Annotated in this window: 16 protein-coding genes; 9 read left to right on the forward strand and 7 right to left on the reverse strand. The window is 60.5% G+C overall.

Translation table 11 applies throughout. The features are described 5' to 3' along the window. Positions 1-120: 120 nt before the first annotated feature. On the reverse strand, positions 121-1641 hold the full coding sequence (exaC, locus tag AEQ63_RS15710; protein WP_024014465.1) for an acetaldehyde dehydrogenase ExaC: 1521 nt from the start codon (positions 1639-1641) through the stop codon (positions 121-123). 302 nt (positions 1642-1943) lie between these two features. On the opposite strand from exaC, the gene AEQ63_RS15715 reads away from it, so the two are divergent. The 4 genes from AEQ63_RS15715 to AEQ63_RS15730 all read left to right on the forward strand — a co-directional run bounded on the left by AEQ63_RS15715 (position 1944) and on the right by AEQ63_RS15730 (position 6496). After that, entirely contained in the window at positions 1944-3857 is a 1914-nt protein-coding gene (locus AEQ63_RS15715) for a sigma-54-dependent Fis family transcriptional regulator (protein ID WP_064364044.1), read from the forward strand. Between the two features lie 368 nt (positions 3858-4225). Beyond that, positions 4226-5575, forward strand: a complete 1350-nt coding sequence (mpl, locus tag AEQ63_RS15720) for a UDP-N-acetylmuramate:L-alanyl-gamma-D-glutamyl-meso-diaminopimelate ligase (protein WP_064364045.1) — start codon at positions 4226-4228, stop codon at positions 5573-5575. Next, a complete protein-coding gene (ubiX, locus tag AEQ63_RS15725) occupies positions 5572-6219 on the forward strand; it encodes a flavin prenyltransferase UbiX (RefSeq protein ID WP_064364046.1) in 648 nt (215 codons plus the stop codon). Before mpl ends, ubiX begins: the two co-directional genes overlap by 4 nt. Further along, the gene (locus tag AEQ63_RS15730; protein ID WP_064364047.1) at positions 6212-6496 is read left to right on the forward strand and encodes a YceK/YidQ family lipoprotein; all 285 of its coding nucleotides are present in this window, start codon (positions 6212-6214) and stop codon (positions 6494-6496) included. Before ubiX ends, AEQ63_RS15730 begins: the two co-directional genes overlap by 8 nt. A 100-nt stretch (positions 6497-6596) precedes the next feature. On the opposite strand, the gene AEQ63_RS15735 is transcribed toward AEQ63_RS15730, so the two are convergent. The 3 genes from AEQ63_RS15735 to AEQ63_RS15745 form a co-directional block, all read right to left on the reverse strand. Further along, positions 6597-7238 (reverse strand): oxidoreductase, encoded by a 642-nt coding sequence (locus AEQ63_RS15735; protein WP_064364048.1) that lies wholly within the window; start codon positions 7236-7238, stop codon positions 6597-6599. 27 nt (positions 7239-7265) lie between these two features. Further along, positions 7266-8993: a C13 family peptidase gene (locus AEQ63_RS15740; RefSeq protein WP_064364049.1), complete on the reverse strand. Its 1728-nt coding sequence runs from the start codon at positions 8991-8993 to the stop codon at positions 7266-7268. Between the two features lie 102 nt (positions 8994-9095). Continuing rightward, positions 9096-9551: a MaoC family dehydratase gene (locus AEQ63_RS15745; RefSeq protein WP_016773011.1), complete on the reverse strand. Its 456-nt coding sequence runs from the start codon at positions 9549-9551 to the stop codon at positions 9096-9098. 193 nt (positions 9552-9744) lie between these two features. Here AEQ63_RS15745 and AEQ63_RS15750 point away from each other — a divergent pair, with 193 nt between their 5' ends. From AEQ63_RS15750 to AEQ63_RS15770, 5 genes are all read left to right on the forward strand, one after another. Continuing rightward, positions 9745-10107 (forward strand): CidA/LrgA family protein, encoded by a 363-nt coding sequence (locus AEQ63_RS15750; RefSeq protein WP_016773012.1) that lies wholly within the window; start codon positions 9745-9747, stop codon positions 10105-10107. Continuing rightward, positions 10107-10823 carry an LrgB family protein gene (locus tag AEQ63_RS15755; RefSeq protein WP_016773013.1) on the forward strand — a complete coding sequence of 239 codons (717 nt, stop codon included), beginning with the start codon at positions 10107-10109 and terminating at the stop codon, positions 10821-10823. Before AEQ63_RS15750 ends, AEQ63_RS15755 begins: the two co-directional genes overlap by 1 nt. Before the next feature lie 10 nt (positions 10824-10833). Then, on the forward strand, positions 10834-11424 hold the full coding sequence (locus AEQ63_RS15760; RefSeq protein ID WP_042610593.1) for an LON peptidase substrate-binding domain-containing protein: 591 nt from the start codon (positions 10834-10836) through the stop codon (positions 11422-11424). Positions 11425-11537: 113 nt separating this feature from the next. Beyond that, the gene (locus AEQ63_RS15765) at positions 11538-11768 is read left to right on the forward strand and encodes a hypothetical protein (protein WP_042610592.1); all 231 of its coding nucleotides are present in this window, start codon (positions 11538-11540) and stop codon (positions 11766-11768) included. A 69-nt stretch (positions 11769-11837) separates the two neighbouring features. Continuing rightward, positions 11838-12416: a hypothetical protein gene (locus AEQ63_RS15770; protein ID WP_064364050.1), complete on the forward strand. Its 579-nt coding sequence runs from the start codon at positions 11838-11840 to the stop codon at positions 12414-12416. Between the two features lie 42 nt (positions 12417-12458). On the opposite strand, the gene AEQ63_RS15775 is transcribed toward AEQ63_RS15770, so the two are convergent. The 3 genes from AEQ63_RS15775 to AEQ63_RS15785 all read right to left on the reverse strand — a co-directional run bounded on the left by AEQ63_RS15775 (position 12459) and on the right by AEQ63_RS15785 (position 19803). Next, on the reverse strand, positions 12459-14345 hold the full coding sequence (locus AEQ63_RS15775; RefSeq protein WP_236705269.1) for a hypothetical protein: 1887 nt from the start codon (positions 14343-14345) through the stop codon (positions 12459-12461). Positions 14346-14541: 196 nt separating this feature from the next. After that, positions 14542-18027, reverse strand: a complete 3486-nt coding sequence (locus AEQ63_RS15780; protein WP_064364052.1) for a hypothetical protein — start codon at positions 18025-18027, stop codon at positions 14542-14544. A gap of 69 nt (positions 18028-18096) precedes the next feature. Further along, a complete protein-coding gene (locus AEQ63_RS15785; RefSeq protein WP_236705270.1) occupies positions 18097-19803 on the reverse strand; it encodes a hypothetical protein in 1707 nt (568 codons plus the stop codon). Between the last annotated feature and the right edge of the window lie 238 nt (positions 19804-20041).

The raw sequence follows: 20041 nt of genomic DNA on the forward strand, positions 1-20041 counted from the left end.
CGCGAGCAGGCTCGCTCCCACAGGGGATTGCGTACGACCATAAATCACCTGTGGGAGCGAGCCTGCTCGCGAAGACAATCCAGAGGGCGAAGCAGGAACACCTGCCTCACCCCGTCTGGATCAGAAGAACCCCAACGGATTGATGTCGTAGCTCACCAGCAGGTTTTTGGTCTGCTGGTAATGGTCGAGCATCATCTTGTGGGTTTCACGCCCGACGCCGGACTTCTTGTAACCGCCGAACGCGGCATGCGCCGGGTACAGGTGGTAGCAGTTGGTCCACACGCGACCTGCCTTGATCGCCCGGCCCATGCGGTAGGCGCGGTTGATGTCGCGGGTCCACAGGCCGGCACCGAGGCCGAACTCGGTGTCGTTGGCGATCGCCAGGGCTTCGGCTTCGTCCTTGAAGGTGGTGATGCTCACCACCGGGCCGAAGATTTCTTCCTGGAACACGCGCATTTTGTTGGTGCCCTTGAGCAGAGTCGGCTGGATGTAATAACCGGTCGCCAGGCTGCCTTCGAGTTTTTCCACCTTGCCACCGGTCAGCAGTTCCGCGCCTTCGCCCTTGGCGATTTCCAGGTACGAGAGGATCTTGTCGAATTGCTGCTCCGACGCCTGGGCGCCGACCATGGTGTCGGTGTCGAGCGGGTCGCCACGTTTGATCTGGCTGACTTTCTTCATTACGGCCTGCATGAATTCGTCGTAGATCGATTCCTGCACCAGCGCGCGGGAAGGGCAGGTGCACACTTCGCCCTGGTTGAAGAACGCCAGTACCAGACCTTCGGCGGCTTTTTCGATGAAGCTCGGCTCGGCCTGCATGATGTCTTCGAAGAAGATGTTCGGCGACTTGCCGCCCAGTTCCACGGTGGACGGAATGATGTTTTCCGCCGCGCATTTCATGATGTGCGAACCGACCGGGGTCGAACCGGTGAAGGCGATCTTGGCGATGCGCTTGCTGGTCGCCAAGGCTTCGCCGGCTTCTTTGCCGAAGCCTTGCACGACGTTGAGCACGCCCGGCGGCAGCAGGTCGCCGATCAGTTCCATCAGCACGCAGATGCCCAGCGGGGTTTGCTCGGCAGGTTTGAGCACCACGCAGTTACCGGCGGCCAGTGCTGGCGCGAGTTTCCACGCGGCCATCAGCAGCGGGAAGTTCCACGGGATGATCTGGCCGACCACGCCCAGCGGTTCATGGATGTGATAGGCCACGGTGTTGCCGTCGATTTCCGCAGCGCTGCCTTCCTGAGCGCGCAAGCACCCGGCGAAGTAGCGGAAGTGGTCAGCAGCCAGCGGGATATCGGCGTTGAGGGTTTCGCGGATGGCTTTGCCGTTGTCCCAGGTTTCGGTGATCGCCAGCAGTTCGAGGTTTTCTTCGATACGGTCGGCGATTTTCAGCAGGATCAGCGAGCGCGCCTGCACGGAAGTGGCGCCCCACGCATCGGCGGCAGCGTGGGCGGCATCCAGCGCCTTGTCGATGTCTTCGGCGGTGGAGCGGGGGAATTCGGCGATGGGCTGGCCATTCACTGGCGAGGTATTGGTGAAGTACTGACCTTTGACCGGCGCGACGAACTCGCCGCCGATGTAGTTACCGTACTTGCTCTTGAACGAGACTTTGGCGCCGTCAGTACCGGGGTGGGCGTAACGCATGATGATGTTCTCCTTGGCTTTGTACTTATTAGAGAAACGCGCAAGTGCGCTTGCTATAAGCGTAGAGCAAGGGCCGGGCCACTGCCGTGCGGGTCAGGCAAATCAAGGGCTTGGCCGGTTTGTCTCGGACGAATGGAGGGGCGCTGTGACGGTTTCGATACAGCGCGCGTGACAATTTGTACCGCTTGCGGCACAGCCCGTGACCGACCGGTCTTGCCAGCATTGCAATGCGTCGGTGGCTGGAGGATGCTGAGCGTCACCTCATGCTTTGGGCCGTCGCGCCTCGGGGAGAACAATAAGAAATGCACGACAACCATTTGAGTCGCCATGCCCGCCAGGTTCTCACCGTCACCCAGGGCAAACCGCACCTGCACGGCCCCGGAGCCGATCCGTCGATCGCCCGTTCGTGGCTGCGCTGTCTTGAGGACTATCACCTCGATCCTTCTGTGACCATGGCCCCGACCGTGCTCGAGCATGGCCGGGTGCTGGAAAGTCGCGAACGTCTGCAGCAAGTGCTGCAGATCGCCGGTACCGAAATGAGCAGCTTGCATCAACAGCTCTCCGGGGCCGGTCACGCGGTGCTGCTGACTGACGCGCGTGGGGTGATCCTCAATTGCGTCACCGCGCCTGCCGAACGCAAGATTTTCGAGCGCGCCGGGCTCTGGCTCGGCGCCGACTGGAGCGAAGCCTGCGAAGGCACCAATGGCATCGGCACCTGCCTGGTCGAGCGTCAGGCGCTGACCATTCACCAGGACGAACACTTTCGCGGCCGCCACACCGGGCTGACCTGCTCGGCGAGCCCGGTGTTCGATCCGCAGGGTGAGCTGCTGGCGGTACTCGATGTGTCCTCGGCCCGGCCGGACGTCTCGCGGCAAAGCCAGTTCCACACCATGGCGCTGGTCAATCTGTCGGCGAAGATGATCGAGAGCTGCTACTTCCTGCGCTGTTTCGACAATCAGTGGTTGCTGCGTTTTCACCTGCAGGCCGAGTCCGTCGGCTTGTTCAGCGAAGGGCTGCTGGCGTTCGACGGCGAAGGGCGGATCAGCGCGGTCAACCAGAGCGCGCTGAACCTGCTCGGGCATGGTCGCGGTGGTCTGCTCGGGCAACCGGTGGAAGCGTTTTTCGATTGCTCGCTGGACGAATTGCTTGGCCGTGCGAGCGCCAATGCCAGCGCCAGTTGGCCGCTGCGTACCTGTGATGGGCGGCATTTGTTTGCCGTGTTGCGCGGCGAATCGCGCAAGCCGACAGCGATTGTCCCAACGCCCATCGCAGCGCCGGCACCACGCCTGCCCGGCATTTGCCTCGGCGACGAAGCGTTGCAGGCCGAGTTCCGCAAAGCCCTGCGCGTGTTCGAGCGTGACGTGCCGTTGCTGATCAACGGCGAAACCGGCTCGGGCAAAGAGGCGTTCGCCAAGGCAGTGCATCAGGCCAGCCAACGCTGCGGCAATGCCTTCGTCGCACTCAATTGCGCAGCCATTCCGGAAAGCCTGATCGAGAGCGAACTGTTCGGCTATCGCGGGGGCAGCTTCACTGGCGCGCGCAAGGACGGCATGCGCGGCAAACTGCAACAGGCCGATGGCGGCACGTTGTTTCTCGATGAAATCGGCGACATGCCGCTGGCCTTGCAGACACGCTTGCTGCGTGTGCTGGAGGATCGGCAAGTGGTGCCGATTGGCGGCGAACCGCAAACGGTGGACGTGCGGATCATCAGCGCGACGCACCGCAATCTGTTGGAACGGGTCGAGGATGGCAGTTTTCGCGAGGATCTTTATTACCGCTTGAACGGGCTGGAAGTGGCGTTGCCGGCATTGCGTGACCGCAGTGACAAATCGCAGTTGCTGGATTTTCTATTGGCCGAGGAGGCTGTAGGCGAAACGATCCTGATCGACGAACCGGCGAGGGAGGCGTTGCTGGCGTTCAACTGGCCGGGGAACGTGCGGCAACTGCGCAATGTCCTGCGCACGCTGGCGGCGTTGTGTGATGGCGGGCGGGTCGGGGTTGAGGATTTGCCGGTGATGATTCGGCAGGCGCGGCCGGCGGTTGTGGCGGCCGACACTGCCGCACAGCCACTGGAAGATGCCGAGCGCCTCGCATTGCTCAGTGTGCTGGAGCAGACCCGGTGGCACATGACCCATACAGCGCAGCAACTGGGCGTAAGCCGCAACACCCTTTATAGAAAACTGCGTAAACACGGAATTGAGCGGCGTGCCAGCTGAAAGCCCTCACCCTAACCCTCTCCCAGAGGGAGAGGGGACTGACCGAGGTGTTTTGGCGATTTACGCCGACCTGAAATATCGAGCCGAACTCAGGATTTGAAGGCGACCGAGATCGGCTTCCTCTCCCTGGGGAGAGGGGCTGCGATCGAAAGCCGGGCCGATTTACGCCGACCTGAAATATCGAGCCGAACTCAGGATTTGAAGGCGACCGAGATCGGCTCCCTCTCCCTGGGGAGAGGGCTGGGGTGAGGGGCTGCGGTCTTAAGCCGTGCGCAGATGTAGCCGCCAACCCGTCTCCATCCTTCAGCTAAAGAGTGCCATTTCCCCCTCCCTACGCTAACCTGCGGCCATGTTTTACGAGGTCGACTATGCACATTCATATTCTGGGTATCTGCGGGACTTTCATGGGCTCGATGGCGGTGTTGGCCAAAGAGCTGGGCCATCACGTGACCGGCTCCGACGCCAACGTCTATCCGCCGATGAGCACGCAGCTCGAGGCCCAGGGCATTCAGCTGACGCAGGGTTATGACCCGGCGCAGCTCGATCCGGCGCCGGATCTGGTGGTGATCGGCAATGCCATGTCCCGTGGCAACCCGGCGGTGGAATATGTGCTGAACAAAGGCCTGCCGTACGTCTCCGGCCCGCAATGGCTGGCCGATCATGTCCTGCAAGGGCGCTGGGTACTGGCCGTTGCCGGTACCCACGGCAAGACCACCACCAGCAGCATGCTCGCCTGGGTGCTGGAACACGCCGGCATGAGCCCGGGTTTCCTCATCGGCGGCGTGCCGCAGAATTTCTCGGTGTCGGCGCGCCTGGGCGGCACCCCATTCTTTGTGATCGAGGCTGACGAATACGACAGCGCCTTTTTCGACAAGCGCTCGAAGTTCGTCCACTACCGCCCGCGTACCGCGATCCTCAACAACCTTGAATTCGATCACGCCGACATCTTCCCCGACCTGCCTGCGATCGAACGACAGTTCCACCACTTGGTCCGCACCATCCCGAGCGAAGGCCTGGTGATCCATCCGACCACCGAGCCGGCCTTGCAGCGCGTGATTGAAATGGGTTGCTGGACCCCGGTGCAAACCACCGGTGCCGGCGGTCAGTGGCAGGTCAAGTTGCTCAGCGAAGACGGCTCGGCATTCGAAGTGATGTTCGAAGGTGTGTCGCAAGGCACCGTCGAGTGGGAATTGACCGGTCAGCACAACGTCGCCAATGCCTTGGCTGCTCTGGCTGCGGCGCGGCATGTCGGTGTGGTGCCATCGATGGGCATTGCCGGGTTGAGCGCGTTCAAGAACGTCAAACGGCGCATGGAGAAAGTCGCTGAGGTGCGCGGCATCACCATTTACGACGACTTCGCTCACCATCCGACCGCCATCGCTACTACGCTCGATGGTCTGCGCAAACGTATCGGCGACGCGCCACTGATTGCGATCATCGAGCCGCGCTCCAATTCGATGAAACTCGGCGCCCACCGTGACGGTTTGCCGGACAGCGTGGTCGATGCCGATCAGGTGATCTGGTACGCCCCGGCCAACCTTGGCTGGGACTTGGCTGCAACCGCTGCGTTGTGCACGGTGCCGTCGATCGTCAGCGATTCGCTGGAAGGCATCATCGAGCGCGTGAAGAGCCAGGCGCAGCCGGGCACCCACGTGGTGATCATGAGCAACGGTGGCTTCGGCGGCCTGCACGGCAAACTCGCCGAGGCGCTGCAATGAACACTTTTTCCCAGACCGGCGGCCCGGAACGCATCACCTTGGCGATGACCGGCGCCTCGGGCGCGCAGTACGGTTTGCGTCTGCTTGATTGTCTGGTACGCGAAGATCGCGAAGTGCACTTCCTGATCTCCAAGGCTGCGCAACTGGTGATGGCCACCGAGACCGACGTGTCCCTGCCGAACAAACCACAGATGATGCAGGCCTTTCTCACCGAGTACACCGGCGCCGCCGCCGGGCAGATTCGGGTGTATGGCAAGGAAGACTGGATGTCCCCGGTGGCCTCCGGCTCCGGTGCGCCGGCGGCAATGGTGGTGGTGCCGTGCTCGACCGGCACGCTGTCGGCAATTGCCACCGGTGCCTGCAACAACCTCATCGAACGCGCGGCCGATGTCACGTTGAAAGAGCGCCGCCAGTTGATTCTGGTGCCGCGGGAGGCGCCGTACTCGAGCATTCATCTGGAGCACATGCTCAAGCTGTCGAACCTGGGCGTGACCATTTTGCCGGCGTCGCCGGGCTTCTATCACCAGCCGCAGACCATCGATGATTTGATCGACTTCGTCGTGGCGCGGATTCTCAATCTGCTCGGCATCCCGCAGGACATGTTGCCGCGTTGGGGTGAGCATCACCTGAGCAGCGATGAATAAGCTGCCGGTGCTCGTGCTGGCGGTGCTGCTGACCGGGTGTGCCACCGCGCGCACGCTGGATGCGGCGAAACCCGGCGCGCCGGTGGTGTATGCCGGGACGCGGCTGGATTTGTATGCGTTGAATGGCGGCTGCTGTGCGATGGACCGGTTTGGTGCCGAGGCGCCGAGCTATCCGGGCGTGGACCTGCCGGCCAGCGCGTTGCTCGACACGTTGTTGCTGCCGCTGTCTTTGCTGACTGTGATCGGCGTGGGATTCCAGGCGACTGGCGGATTGTAAAGGTCAAAAGATCGCAGCCTTCGGCAGCTCCTACAGGGGAATGGGGTCTTCTGTAGGAGCTGCCGAAGGCTGCGATCTTTTGGTTCTGAAAGTCCCAGAGTTATTTGCCTAACTTGCGCAGCTCATCCGATTCGATCACCCGCACCCCATCCTGTTCTTCCAGCGCCAGGCGCCACATCGCCCGTGCCAGTTGGCAGGCTTCGATGCCGTGGTATTTCCCCGGAATCAGCTTCGATAACGGCCCGGCCAGTTGCTCGGCCAGACGCGGTTCAATGCGCTCGCCCAGCAACAGCGAAGGTCGGCAGATGGTCAGTTGCGGCCAGTCCTGCGCGCGCAGGGCCTGTTCCATCTCGCCTTTGACGCGGTTGTAGAACACCGAGGAATTCGGATCGGCGCCAATCGCGCTGATCACGATCAGGTGCCGCGCGCCCATCTCCCGCGCGCGTTTGGCAAACGCCACGACCATGTCCAGATCCACTGCGCGAAAGGCTTCTTCGGAGCCGGCCTGCTTGATCGTGGTGCCGAGGCAGCAATAAGCGATATCGACCCGGCCACTGAGCTGCGGCAGAAACGTCTGCGGGTCGCCGACCGGGTTTTCCAGATGCGGATGCTCGGCCAGCGGCCGGCGTGATGGGGCGAGGACACGGGTAATCGTTGGCTCGTTGAGCAAACGGTCGAGCAGATGTTCACCGGTCAGTCCGGTGGCTCCGGCAAGCAATACGTGCTGAGGCGTCAAGTACATAGTGTCTCTCCCTTGATACTGTTCAGCTTAGTTGCCTTTTGTCGCCGCGTCGTTCAATGCGCTGCTTTGCAAAGCTTTGCGCGCTTGCTGTTTACGCAGCAATTGCCAGTGCGACAGCACGGTCTTCGGTGCCCAGATCTGCGGCTCCGAGGCCTCGAAACCGTCGGCCAGTTCGCGTTCGGCGACAGTGGCCTTGGCCAGTTTGAAAGCTTGTTCCAGATCGTCGGTCTGGTTCAGCGCCTGGGCAAACAGGGCGTCGCCAAAGTAAGTGAAATTGGCTTCTTCCGAACAGCCGAACGACACCCGATCTGCACGCGAGGCGGTCATGATCAGCGTACGTTCGTCCTTCAATGCCGGGATGAAACCGCCGGAATAGCACGAGGAAATCACGATGACCTTGTCGCGATGCTTGAGCGGCGCGAGCACCGCGGCGAGTTCATCGGCGGGCAGGTCGGCCAGTTCCATGCGCGGCTGATCGAGCACCAGTTCATGCTCGGCGGTGCCGTGGCTGGTCAGATAAATGAACAGCAGATCTTCCGGCCCGCTGCGTTCGGCGAGGGTTTGCGCGGCGCGGCGCAGGTTCTCGCGGGTGGCCATCGGCCGGTCACCGAGGTGGTCGCGGTGATTGACCAGACGGATCTGGCCGAAGGCGCCGAAGCGCGTGTTGAGCATGTTGGCGACGTAGTCGGATTCGCGCAGAAACACGCTTTGCTTGCCATCGCCACCGAGGGTCAGGGTGTACAACTCGACCGCCGGGGTCGAGGCCGGGATTGCCGACAGCGCCTCGTCGAGCAGAGGACCCTGGGCGAGCAAACCGAGCTCGAGGGTGTCGGGCAGCAATTTGCCGTCGGCGTCTCGCACACGCTGGCCGTTGATCCAGGTGCCACTGAGCACGCTGCCATCGGTCAGCACCAGCGTGCCGCGGCCGGAGTAGCTGTCGTTGTCGAAGCCGCCGACGTAGAAGCTGCCGTCGGACAGGTTCAAACGGCCCTGGCCGGTGAATCGCCAGTCGTTGAACACACCGATGTAATGGCTGCCGTCAGCGCCGATCAATTCGCCCTTGCCGCTCAGCGCGCCTTCCTTGAACTGGCCGAGCCAGACGTCGCCGTCGGCATTCTCGTAGCGGCCCTTGCCGTGCAGTTGATTGTTCTTGAAACCGCCAACGTAGATATCGCCGTCGGCGCTGGTGTAAGTGCCGTTGCCTTCCAGTTGACCGTTGACGAAATGCCCCGTGAACGCATTGCCGCTGGCGTCGCCGCGCTGGCCTTCACCGTTGGGTTTGCCGTGGGCGAACTGGCCTTGATAGGAGCTGCCGTCGTCCATCTCCAGACGGCCGAGGCCGGAATACTGGTCAGCCTTGAATTCGCCGCGATAGGTCATGCCGTTTTCTTTCAGCGTACCTTCGCCATCGCGCCGGCCCTGCTTGAAACCGCCGGTGTAACTGCTGGCATGAGTGCTCAGGCTGCCCTGGCCGTCAAACAGACCTTGCTGGAACTGGCCGCGATAGACCTCGCCATTGCTGCCGTGCCATTCGCCTTGCCCGTGCCACTGGCCCTTGTCGAACTGCCCGGCGTACCAGCTGCCGTTGGGGTAGTCGACGCGGCCCTGACCCTGCAGCAAGCCGTCGACCAGTTCGCCGCGATAGCGTCCGCCATCGGGCAGGCGCGCATCCGGCGGCAACAGCGATTCGCCGTCGCCGCAAGCGGTGAGCATCAGGGTCAGGGCAAGGGGTGCAAGTCGAGCGATTGAGCGCATAGCGGGATCCGGGCAATTAGGCGACCGAGTATGCCGCAGCTATGCATCGCATATATAGAGACGTGACGCGAAACAGCGTGCGCTGCTTCGCATCCGGGATGATCAGACGAAGCAGAGTGACAGCGGCTCGGCGATATAGGCCGGTTTGTCCGAGCCCTCTATCTCCAGTGTCGCGGTAGCCTTGAGCAGCCACTGGCCGGGTTTTTTCTCGGTGACTTCGACCATGTCGACCTTCAATCGGACTTTCGAATTGACCTTGACCGGCTGGATGAACCGCACGCTGTCCAGGCCATAGTTGACGACCATCTTCACGCCTTCGGGCAGCACGAGGATGTCTTCCATCAGTTTCGGCATCAGCGACAGCGACAGGAAACCGTGGGCTATCGTGCTGCCGAATGGCGTTTGCGCGGCTTTGACCGGATCGACGTGAATGAACTGAAAATCACCGGTGGCTTCGGCGAACAGGTTGATACGCTCCTGATCGATGGTGAGCCATTCGGAACGTCCGAGTTCCTTGCCGACATAATCTTTGAGCTCTGCAACGGGAACATAGGGCATTGAGACTCTCCTTGGGTTCATCGGTTTTATAGTTTTTCTGGTGGCGGATTTGACCGGCCTGCGAACCACTGTAGATCATCATGGCGATTTGCTCAGGTCAACCGACCATGCTTTTGGCGAATGCCGGTCCATAGCGCCGGCATGCTTATAATGCCGGGCCCCTGCTGGGTGAAATACAAGACGGAGATGTCAGATGTTGTTACGTGGCCTGACCCTGCTGGTGCTGTTTCAATTGCTCGGCACAGCGCTCAATCACTTGCTGCTGCCAATATTGCCGGGGCCGATCATCGGGCTGCTGCTGTTGCTGGTGTTCCTGATCATTCGCGGTGAAGTCGGCGAGCCGCTGAACCAGGCGGCGGGCAGTCTGCTGCGTTATCTACCGTTGCTGCTGGTGCCGCCGGCAGTAGGCGTGATGGTCTATGCCACGGCGATTGCCGCCGATTTCTGGGCGATCGTCGGCGCGCTGGTGGTCTCGCTGATCCTGTCGATGGCCTTTGCCGGCGTGCTCATGCAACGTTTGGTCAAGCGTCACGCGCCGCCAGCGGAGGAGTCCTGATGCTGTTCGACTGGCAAGGCGCGTGGGCCTCGGTGATTCACCATCCGCTGTTCGGCATCGGCATTACCCTCGGTGCCTATCAACTGGTGCTGGCGGCGTTCGAGAAAACCCGCTGGATCTTTCTGCAACCGGTGCTGGTCTCCATGTTGTTGGTGATCGGTGTGCTGGTCGGCTGCGGCCTGACCTACGCCGAGTACCGCAAGAGCACCGAAATCCTCAGCATTCTGCTGGGGCCGGCAACCGTCGCACTGGCGGTGCCGCTGTACCTGAATCTGCGCCGGATCCGCCAATTGTTCTGGCCGATTTTTACTACGCTGGTGATAGGCGGGGTAGTGGCGACGGGCATGGGCGTGGCGCTGGGCTGGTGGTTCGGTGCCGATCACATGATCCTGATGACCATGGCGCCGAAGTCGGTGACTTCGCCGATCGCCATGCTGGTCGCCGAGCAGATCGGCGGTGTGGCCGCGCTGGCCGCGGTGTTCGTGCTGATCACCGGGGTGATCGGCGCGATCTTCGGCCCCGCGCTGTTGACCCGGCTTGGCGTGCACAGCCCCGAGGCGCGCGGGATGGCGCTGGGCATGACCGCCCACGCGGTCGGCACGGCGGTGGCGATGCAGGAAAATGATGAGTGCGGCGCGTTTGCCGCGCTGGCGATGAGTCTGATGGGCGTGGCCACGGCGGTGTTCCTGCCGTTGGCGGTGTCGATGGTGGTGTAAGGAAATGTCTATGAGTCTGCCGCTTTTCCCGCTGAACACGGTGCTGTTCCCCGGCTGCAATCTCGATCTGCAGATCTTTGAGGCACGCTACCTCGACATGATCGGCCGCTGCATGAAGCAGGGTGTCGGCTTCGGGGTGGTGTGCATTCTTGAAGGCAGTGAAGTCGGCGTGGCGCCGGAGGGTTTCGCGCTGGTGGGATGCGAGGCGCGGATCACCGATTTCCAGCAGCAGGACAACGGTCTGCTCGGCATCCGCGTGCAGGGCGGGCGACGCTTCAATGTGCTGCGCACCGAAGTGCAGCGTGATCAATTGATTCTCGCCGATGTCGAGTGGCTCGACGACGAGCCCGAGCAACCGCTGCAGGAGGAGGACGCCGATCTGGTGGCGCTGCTCAAGGCGCTGGCGGAGCACCCGATGGTCGAAGCGCTGGACATGGGCACCGAAGCCGCGGGCCAACAGTCACTGGCCAATCAGCTTGCCTATCTGTTGCCTTTCGCCGAAGAAGACAAAATCGATCTGCTGCAACTCGACGACCCGCAGCAGCGGCTCGACGCAATCCAGGCATTGCTGGATGAATTGCAGGGTGAATTGTTTGCCTAGTTGCACTCTGAATCAACTCAGGGCGCCTGCCAGCATTGTATTGGTTCGGTCTTTATCATAATTTCAGGTGACCCGCAGGAAGCGGGATATTTGAATAAAAATAAGGACGAATCATGACTGTATATGAAGATGAATGGGCATTTTGGGATGATATTGCCGGCAAGTATATTTTGAAACATGCCGAGACGGATCATAACGTCAGGCACGTGGTTGACGCGGCATCAACTTATGCGGACCTGATGGTGATAGCCCGCCGTAAAAGAAAATCTGAAAAAGTTCCTGTCGGCGAAGTGCCGCGGATGTCTGCATCAGCAACTACCGTCGTGACTGCGACGGCGGTCTGATTATTTCCCTTTTTCAGCGTTGCCTGCCGTTGCGGTTACCAGACGGCAGGTGTTTACAGGTGGGCAACCATGGCTTTAGCAAACATAAACAACCAGACATTCACCGCGCATCTTTATCTTGATGGCCGGCCGGTAGTGCTCAATCAACAACGTCTGCAACAGGCTCTGCGCAACCTGCGGATAACCAGAGCCGAGAAACTGGAGGCCGAAGTAGGACTCGCAGATTCACGCGTGTCCAGTTTCATAACCCTGGCCGACCATGAAGACGACACACCACTGTTGCTGAAATTTGTCCCCAAAGGTGACGAATATCTCATCAGTGTGGTGCTGGCGGGAATGTTCGATGGCGCGCGGTTATTCCTGGAGGACAAGACTCATAATCTGCTGGCCAGCACCAGTGCCCCAGAGCAGTACTTTTCAATCAGCACTACCGGTGTTTCAAAGGCCAGCTTCAGTCATTTCAAATCCGGCCCTGCCTGGCTCGAGCTGATCGGCGAGCCTCATGACAGGCCCTTGTATCGTCATATAAGCAGCGGAATGAGCACATTCCTCAAGGTCGATCCCAACAGCACTGGGCATAACGCCTTCAATAACAAACCTGCGATATTTGTGATCCAGGTCATCGACGAGCGTTCAGCGGTTACTTGATAAAAAAGGCGCCATTCATTTTTAAATGAATGGCGCCTTTTGTCAGGCTCGATAATGTTCGGGCACTGGCCAGGTCACATCGTTGGAGTAGGTGTTTTCGCCTTTTGGCAACTTCAAGACGACACCGCCGGAGCGGGCTATTCGATTTATCAAATGGTCATAAGCAGTGGCACCATGCCGCATGTAATCGGCCCCGTCGGTGCCTGCCCATGTGGCTTTCTCGATAGCCTCAGCGGAGTTCCCGGCTTTGCGCAAGATATCTTCGACTCTGGCCGCCTGGCTCAAGTCCGAACTCACCAGCCATATCCTCTCTGCACTGATACCTCGCGTCGGCATTGATATCCGGCCTTCGAGGGTATCGCCGTCGAAATCCTTGTTGTTCAGATAGATGTTTTCCACTCGTGGCACTACCTCGATACCCCGAGTGTCGATGACGTACAGGAAGCCTAGCGTTTGCTTGCGACGGAGCAAGGGATAGTCACGCGAGTTGTCCATTTCAAACGATGTCTCGGAATCGTTGGCTGAACTGTGTCGATTTCCACTCGACGAATCACTGTCGGAGAAATGCCCCGGATAACGGTTGGCCTGACTGTTGTAGTGTCGAGGGTTGGAGTAGTAATCAAAATTCATGTAGGTCAAGCCATCGGCCGCGCCGAATGTCGCGCTGAAAGCCGATTTGGTCGTGGAGTCGGAAGGATTGCCCCGCAATTTCACCAGGCGTTTGTCTCGAGCCAGTTCAAAAGGCGTGCGCAAGTCAGCACGGAACATGGCCGGGATGTCTGTTCGGTAAAGGTAGCCATGCTTGTTTCTCTTGTAGCCTGCATGCTCCAGATAACTTTTCAGGAAGTTTTCTTCATAGCGCTGCTCTACGGGATGCGAGTCGAACTCAGAGCTCTCGCCTTCCTCTCTCATTCTCAGAACGAGAGGTTGCATCTCTTCTGCAATCTGCGCAAAGCGGGTGTCATCCAGCGGATTCTCGGTCAGGCGTTTGTGCTGTTCGGCCCAATCGGGGAATCGCCCCTGCTCCAGGTCTTGTCGCAGACGTTTTTGCTGAGCCATGCTCAAGTTGTAGCTGCGCAGAATGTGCGCACGTTCCGTCTCGGACCTGTGTGGATATGACCATCTGAACGAGTCGCTCAGAAACTTGTGAGTATCCGGCTCGTTGAAGCGCGTAGCCCAGTCGGGCGCTCTTCCCAAGGCTTCTGCTTCGATTCGGAATACCAGCGCCTGTGCGCCCTCAAGGCGGTATACGCTCCAGATATCACCATCGCTCCAATGCGCAAGTTTCAGCGGGACAGATGCATCGCCCCGTGCCTCGTTCGGATCAACCCGAATCAAGCGTCCATTCTCATCCGCCAGGGCGAAACCTGCCTCTCGTTTCACTACTGTGAATTCATGCCACTTGCCATACGGGCCAGTGTGCTCGATCGCCCGGTGTTCGCGAACCGAGTAGTAGCCCCGCGCATCCGCGGTATAAGACGACGCGTACTGCATGGGGTCGTAGTACTCGAGCGGCTTCTTCAGACTCCAGACATTACTGTCGTTCACGCGATAAAGGGCAGGCCCTGAAGGAACCCGCTCGCTCGGCAATCTGGCGCGCCAGGCCTTCATCAGATCGTGAAACGCCACCATCACTGTCAGTCCGGAAGCTGCCCCGTCATCGTTGGCGATGTCGGCGAACGTGCGACCCTTGTAGACCTTCAATCCGTCGGCATTGTGACTCAACGTCTCATCAATCCTCTGCAAATAGGGCTCCAGGGGTGATGCCGCCGCTCGACGTTGAAGTGCCTGCGTTTGCGGAATCTGCGTAATTGTCATGCCAGGCTCTGTTTTTGCAAGACTGCTGTGAGGATGGCCAGTGACAGGTCCGGGCAACCAGTCCGGATCGTCCGGCCTCATGCGCACAGGCAAGTGCAAGTCCAGATCCATCGTGCGCTCAGGATGAGAGGGGCGGGATGTTGAAGTCGATGCATCTGGCGTCAATGAAGGGCGTACGCCCCCAGGTTTTTGTCGCATGGGAAAATCCTTTTTTTGCGGGTCGGCCCTCCATGGGCCGTGGTGAGCGGGTGCCAGTCCGGGCATCGGAGCCCGCACTGGCACGTTGTTGAATCTGGAGCGGTCGCGGTCAGGTTCCGCTGATGGGGATGAAAAGATCGTCGAGGTTCAAGTGTTTCTGCGGATCGGTCGTCAGGCTCCAGCTTTTTCTGATCGAGTTGTAAGTCAGCGTACCCTCGGTGTCGGGCTGGTAACCGATGTCGGTTACGTAAACTCGTGCCGCCAGTTCGTTGCGCTGTCTGTGCTGCTCGATGTCGGCCACCAGTGCGTCGACGCTGGCGTAGCTGCGGGCATTGATGACGTACAGCTGCAACACTTCAAACAGCAGCGAGACTTCATAGATATGGCCGGCGGAGGTCACCACGCTGATGGATTCCACAGGCGTGTCATCCTCGATATCCGGCAGTTCGATGGTGACGCTGGCAATGCGCAAGCGATTGTCCTCAAGCTGGATATCGTCACGTTTGACGGTTTCGCTCAGCGTGCGAGTGAACAGATTCCACGTTGACGCATTCGCCGTTTTCGCCGCGGCGCCCGGGGTGGACAGGCGCACGATGCAGTTGCTGGCCAGGTAAACGTCGTACGTCGCGCTCTGGCCCTCGAGTACGTAGATGCCTGTGTGCGTGCGTGGCTCGATGACCACTTTGCTCGCTTGCGCAGTCAGCACCGGTTTTTCGCTGACCAGGGGCTGGACAAACAGGTAGTTGCCATTGCGCCTTTTCAGCCAGCTGCGCGTGCTGGACACCCGCGTACCGGGATTTCTGGCGTCCTCTTCGTAGTCCAGCACGGGCACCTGCAGGCGGTACGAGACTTCATCCTGCATGACCAGCACGATGTCTTGCGCCAGCAACGGGGTGGTGACTTTCAGGCTGTTGCGGCCGCTGTAGCCCGTGGCCGCGGCGATGGTCGTTATCACGCTTTTAAACAGTACTGCTTTGGAGGGCAGCAGAAGCGACAGGCAAATGTCTTTGTAGATCAGGTGGGTATTGCCCGAAACGCCGTTACGCACTTCGACCTGGTAGCTGAGCACCGCGTCGACGATTTCGCTGGCCTTGAAGTCAAGGTAAACCGTGCTGGCCGTGGCAGCGGCAGCAGTCGCTGCAACGAACTCGACCCGACGATCCGTGCGTGCAACGAAGTGTCGGTGCAAGCCCTGAGGGGTGATCGTCACCGTGCCGCCATTGACGATGGCCGGGGCAGGTGCCGGTCGACCGTTGACGGTCACAGCGACCTCGATGTCCTGACTCGCTGCTTCACCAGGTCGAGCCGGGAGCAGCGCCAGCAGTTCATATTCGTCCTGAGTGCGGAACAGCCATCGGGCGTTTTTCAGTTGGCGTTGGCCGTCGACCATCTGATAGACGTTTTCCAGAGTCAGCACATGGTCGGGGTCGCAGCCATCGTTGCCGCGCAACGAGGTGATCACCAGTGAAGTGCCGATGAGCTGCCAGCGCTGAATGACCGCCCGCGCCCAGCCGAACTCGACCACGCTCGAATGTTCACCCTCCTCGATGATTGTCGTCCGCGCGTTGGTGTTGGCGATGTAGTAACGATCTTCGCCGTGACCCCCGTCGACCCGACATTCGGTGCCGAAGATAGCGATAGTGTCATTGCCGTCGCCGGCCTTGACGCGGTCGTATCCGTTGGCAGAAATCTGATTGGCGTCGGCCGTACCCGTGACGTGACTGGTGCCCTTGCGCAGGGTCGAGACATTCTCGAAAGAGGTCAGGTGGGCGACTTCGATCCCTTCGGCCTGCGGATCCAGGCCGCGCAGCATCACTTTGCCGGTCTGCAGATTGATGTCATGCCCGACGTGGCGCGTGTCACTGGTCGGGCGACTGCCTTCGAACGCCACCATATCAGCGCCGCCTCCGCCGTCCAGCACGTTGACATGCGCCGGTTTGCCCGAGCGATCCAGTTCCTGGGCGGTGATTTCGTGATAGAAGGCATCGTTCTTGTCGCCGCCGGTGAGGGCCTTGTGGCCGTCGCGGTAGGTGAACAGGTTGGGCTGCGACTTGACGCCGACGACGCGATCATTGCCATCGCCCATGCGCCAGAACACGCCTTTGCCTTCCCCCGCGCTGCCGCTGACCTTGCCCTTGAGATCCGCGGGCAAGCCATCGCGGGCATCGATCACATCGTCTGCGCCGACGATCACTGCCTGATTGTCGAGCTTGAACGGTTTCTCCCCGGTGCTTTCGTCCCAGACGTAACGCCATAGCTCGACAGCCTGTAATTCGGCGCGGAAGGCGCCGTTCACCACATGTTCGATGGAATTTTTGTACGCGCCCTCCAGCATGTCCTTGGCTGACAGTTCGAGCTGTTTCTCATGGTCGCGATAGCCTTTGGACAGCTTGAAGCGATCCATTACCTCGGTGTCCAGCTCCTTGCCAGTGAAGGCGAACCAGCCCGAGCGCAGGCGTTCATGGGCGGTCAGCTCGATGTAGTCGTCGATATCGTCAACCACTCGTGCAGCCTGGTAGATCATTGAGCCGGCGATCAACAATGCCGCAGCGACGAGGCCGACGGGCCCTGCAACGCTGCCAAAACCGGCCAGGGCGGCGACGCCCAGCACCAGGCTGATCCCCGCACCGGCGACACTCATGGCACCGCTGACGTAGTGATCCTGGGCCTCTTTGCCGGATGTGGCCGCGGCGGCGTTGAACGATTTGACGGCGTCGATGATATCGAAGGGCAGCGTGATCGCGCTGGCGAACATCCCGGCCCCGCGGCTCATGTATTTGCCCACCGACGTCAGCGGGAAATATTTGAAGAGTTTGCCGCCGTTGGTGAGCATTGCCTCGCCGGTTTTGGTCAGGCCCTGCTCGATGATCAGCGAGCCCAGTTCCGCTGCGATGGATCCGCCCTGGAAGATCGCTTCCAGCTTGTCACCCTTTCTGATCGCGTCGGCCATGGCCATGTAGCCGCTGTAAATGCCGAAGGCTTGCAAGCCGACGCCTGCACCGCTCATCAAATAGCTTTTGTTCCTGTTAACCCAGCCGGGGGTGTTTTCGAACGAATCGGCCCGATGGATGCCCAGTTTTTGCGCGGCTTTGCCGAGCTGGTTGAGGCGCTCCATCGTGCTCCCGGTACCGATGGGCGTATCGCTGATGAACAACGGCCCGGCATCGATGGAGCGTTTGCAGGCGATTTCAAAAAACAGCATGGCAGGCACGGCGCTGTCCGGAATGTCGACCGACTGCAGTCGGGCTTCGACTTTTGCCGCTTCGAAATTAAGGCCATCCAGAAAGGCCTGATCGGCATTTTTCATATCGGTATTGGCCGGGCTGACGGGTTGCCCGTTGACCGTGGCGCCCAATGCCTGCAGTTCGACCCGACTGGTCGTGAACTCGCCGATGCGCAATGGGCCGTAATACTTGTCGAGAGACCTGAGGCTTTGCCGGTGGGTGGCATCAGCGTTGTTTTCGAGAGCGGGTGAAGGCAAATGATGGAGATTGCCCGTCGAGGGCGCATGGACATTGGCCGAGGCATCGATCGGCGTGACCTGAAGCAGGCGCACGTTGGCAATGTGCGCGGAGGGTACGATGAGTTTCGACACGTCTTAATCCTTTAATGGTGTGTTTGAACAGCCGGTTTCCTTACCGGTGTTGCCTGTGTCATCTGCGTTTCAGGGCCAGACGATGTCGTGCCCGGACTCGTTCCTGTTGCCCGACAGCCTGACTATCGGCAGAGCGGCCGCTTCGGCCTTGTCGATCAATCGATCGTATTCGAACTTGTTGGCATGCCCGGCATGGGTGGCCGCTTCGATCCGCTCGGCGCTGTTGCCGGCCATGTCCTTGATGTCCATCACCCTGGCGCCTTTGGTCTGGGCACTGTTGAGGAGCCAGATGCGCTCGGCATCGAGACCGCTGCGGGTGACCGAAATCAGCCCCTCGAAATCGTCGCTGGGGAACCAGGTCGGCGGCGTGTCGCGCGCGGTGGCATTGAACATCATGTTTTCTTCGTGGGGGACGACTTCCAGGTTCCGGGTGTCGAGGGCGTAGAGGAACATCTCCGTCTGGCGCGTGCGCGTGGATCGATAACCGCGCTCGTGATCCCACGTCACGGGGCTGGCCGGGTCAGACCAGTCGGAAGACGAACTGCTGGAAGAATCACTTGCGTCGCTGTCCGAGCTGCTGCCTGCGGCATCCCGCCCCGGGTACTTATGCATCTGACTGTTGAAACGCAGGTACTCGGGATCGGGCGCGCTGGCATACACCTGCGCTTCTTTGAGGCTGAACGTTGCGCTGATCGGCTTGTGCGTGGTGGCGCCGGGCTCATGGTGGTAGCGCGGCAGCATGGTGCCGTCGCTTGCCAATTCGAAAGGGGTGCGCTCGTCACCGCGAAACAGCGCCGGGATATCGGTGCGGTACAGGCAGTTGTTCTTGTTGCGCAGATAGCCGAGTCGCTTGAGCAGCGCTTCGCGTAGCTCGGGGGTCAGAAAGTTTTCGGCGTGATACCAGTCGTGGCGGGCATTGCGCTTGAGGTTCAGCTGTTCAACCGCATCCCTGGCGAACTGATCGAGGCGGTGCGGATTGTCGACATCGTCCAGCAGCCGCTTGTGTGCCTGGGCCCATGCAGGAATCGCCAGTTGCTTTTTCATCTCCTGCTGCAAACGCGTCAGTTGATCCGGCAGCAGGTTGTAGGACTGCAGGACGGCTTCGCGCTCTGCCAGGCTCAAGCCCGGGTGCAGCCAGCGCAAAGCGTCACGCAGCAAGTCGGTGGCCGGATTTTTCGTGCTCACCGGATCTGCCCACTGTGGCGGTGTGCCTGCGGCCTCGGCTTCGACACGAAACCGCGTGATGTCCCGGCCTTGCAGCCCATACAGTTGCCAGATTTCCAGATCGGTCCACTGCTTGAGGTGCGTGGGAGGTGCGTTGAAACCGCCCTCTGGAGGATCGACCCGCCTGAGGTTGCCGAAAGAATCCCTGAAAGCAAACTGGATGCCGTCTTCGTTCGACCTCAGAACCGGTTGCATTTCGTAGTAGCCCTGGGCATCCGGCGAACGCTGCGAAGCGCGGTAACGGCTTTCATCGATAGGCGTGGTCATTGAGGTCAAACGCGGGCGCTTGGCAACAGGGGCGGCATCGGGCTGTGCGCTCACGGTCACCGCGGCCCGCTGCGGCACCGGTTGTTCGGTCAGGCGCCAGGTCGGGCTGTCGGCGTTTTTATAAAGGCGCGGGCCGGAGGCGGTGCGTTCGGTCAAGCGCTTGCTGCGCCATACGCCGGACTCATCCAGGTCAACATGGGTGGTCTTGATTGCGCCGTCAATTTCGACATCGACAAATCTTCTGCCGACGATCCAGCGAAATCCGTCAGCGTCCGCGGGGTTCATTCCGTGCACAAAAGCGTCGGACAGCCAGTAGTCATGGACCGGACTATTGGCTTGAGGCGCCTGGGTGCCCCGTGTCGGCATCCGAAAGATTTCGACGGCGGGTGGCTGTAAACGGGGCGCGACGATTTGCAGGCCCATTGCATCCGCCGGCGACGTGGGATCGACAAGGCCGGGTGTGGGGAAGAGGGCGGGTGAAACGCCATCGAGCTGGCGTGGCGGGAGAGCGGCGGATTCCGGC

This window comes from Pseudomonas sp. RIT-PI-o, from assembly GCF_001297215.1.
Classification (GTDB): domain Bacteria; phylum Pseudomonadota; class Gammaproteobacteria; order Pseudomonadales; family Pseudomonadaceae; genus Aquipseudomonas; species Aquipseudomonas moraviensis_A.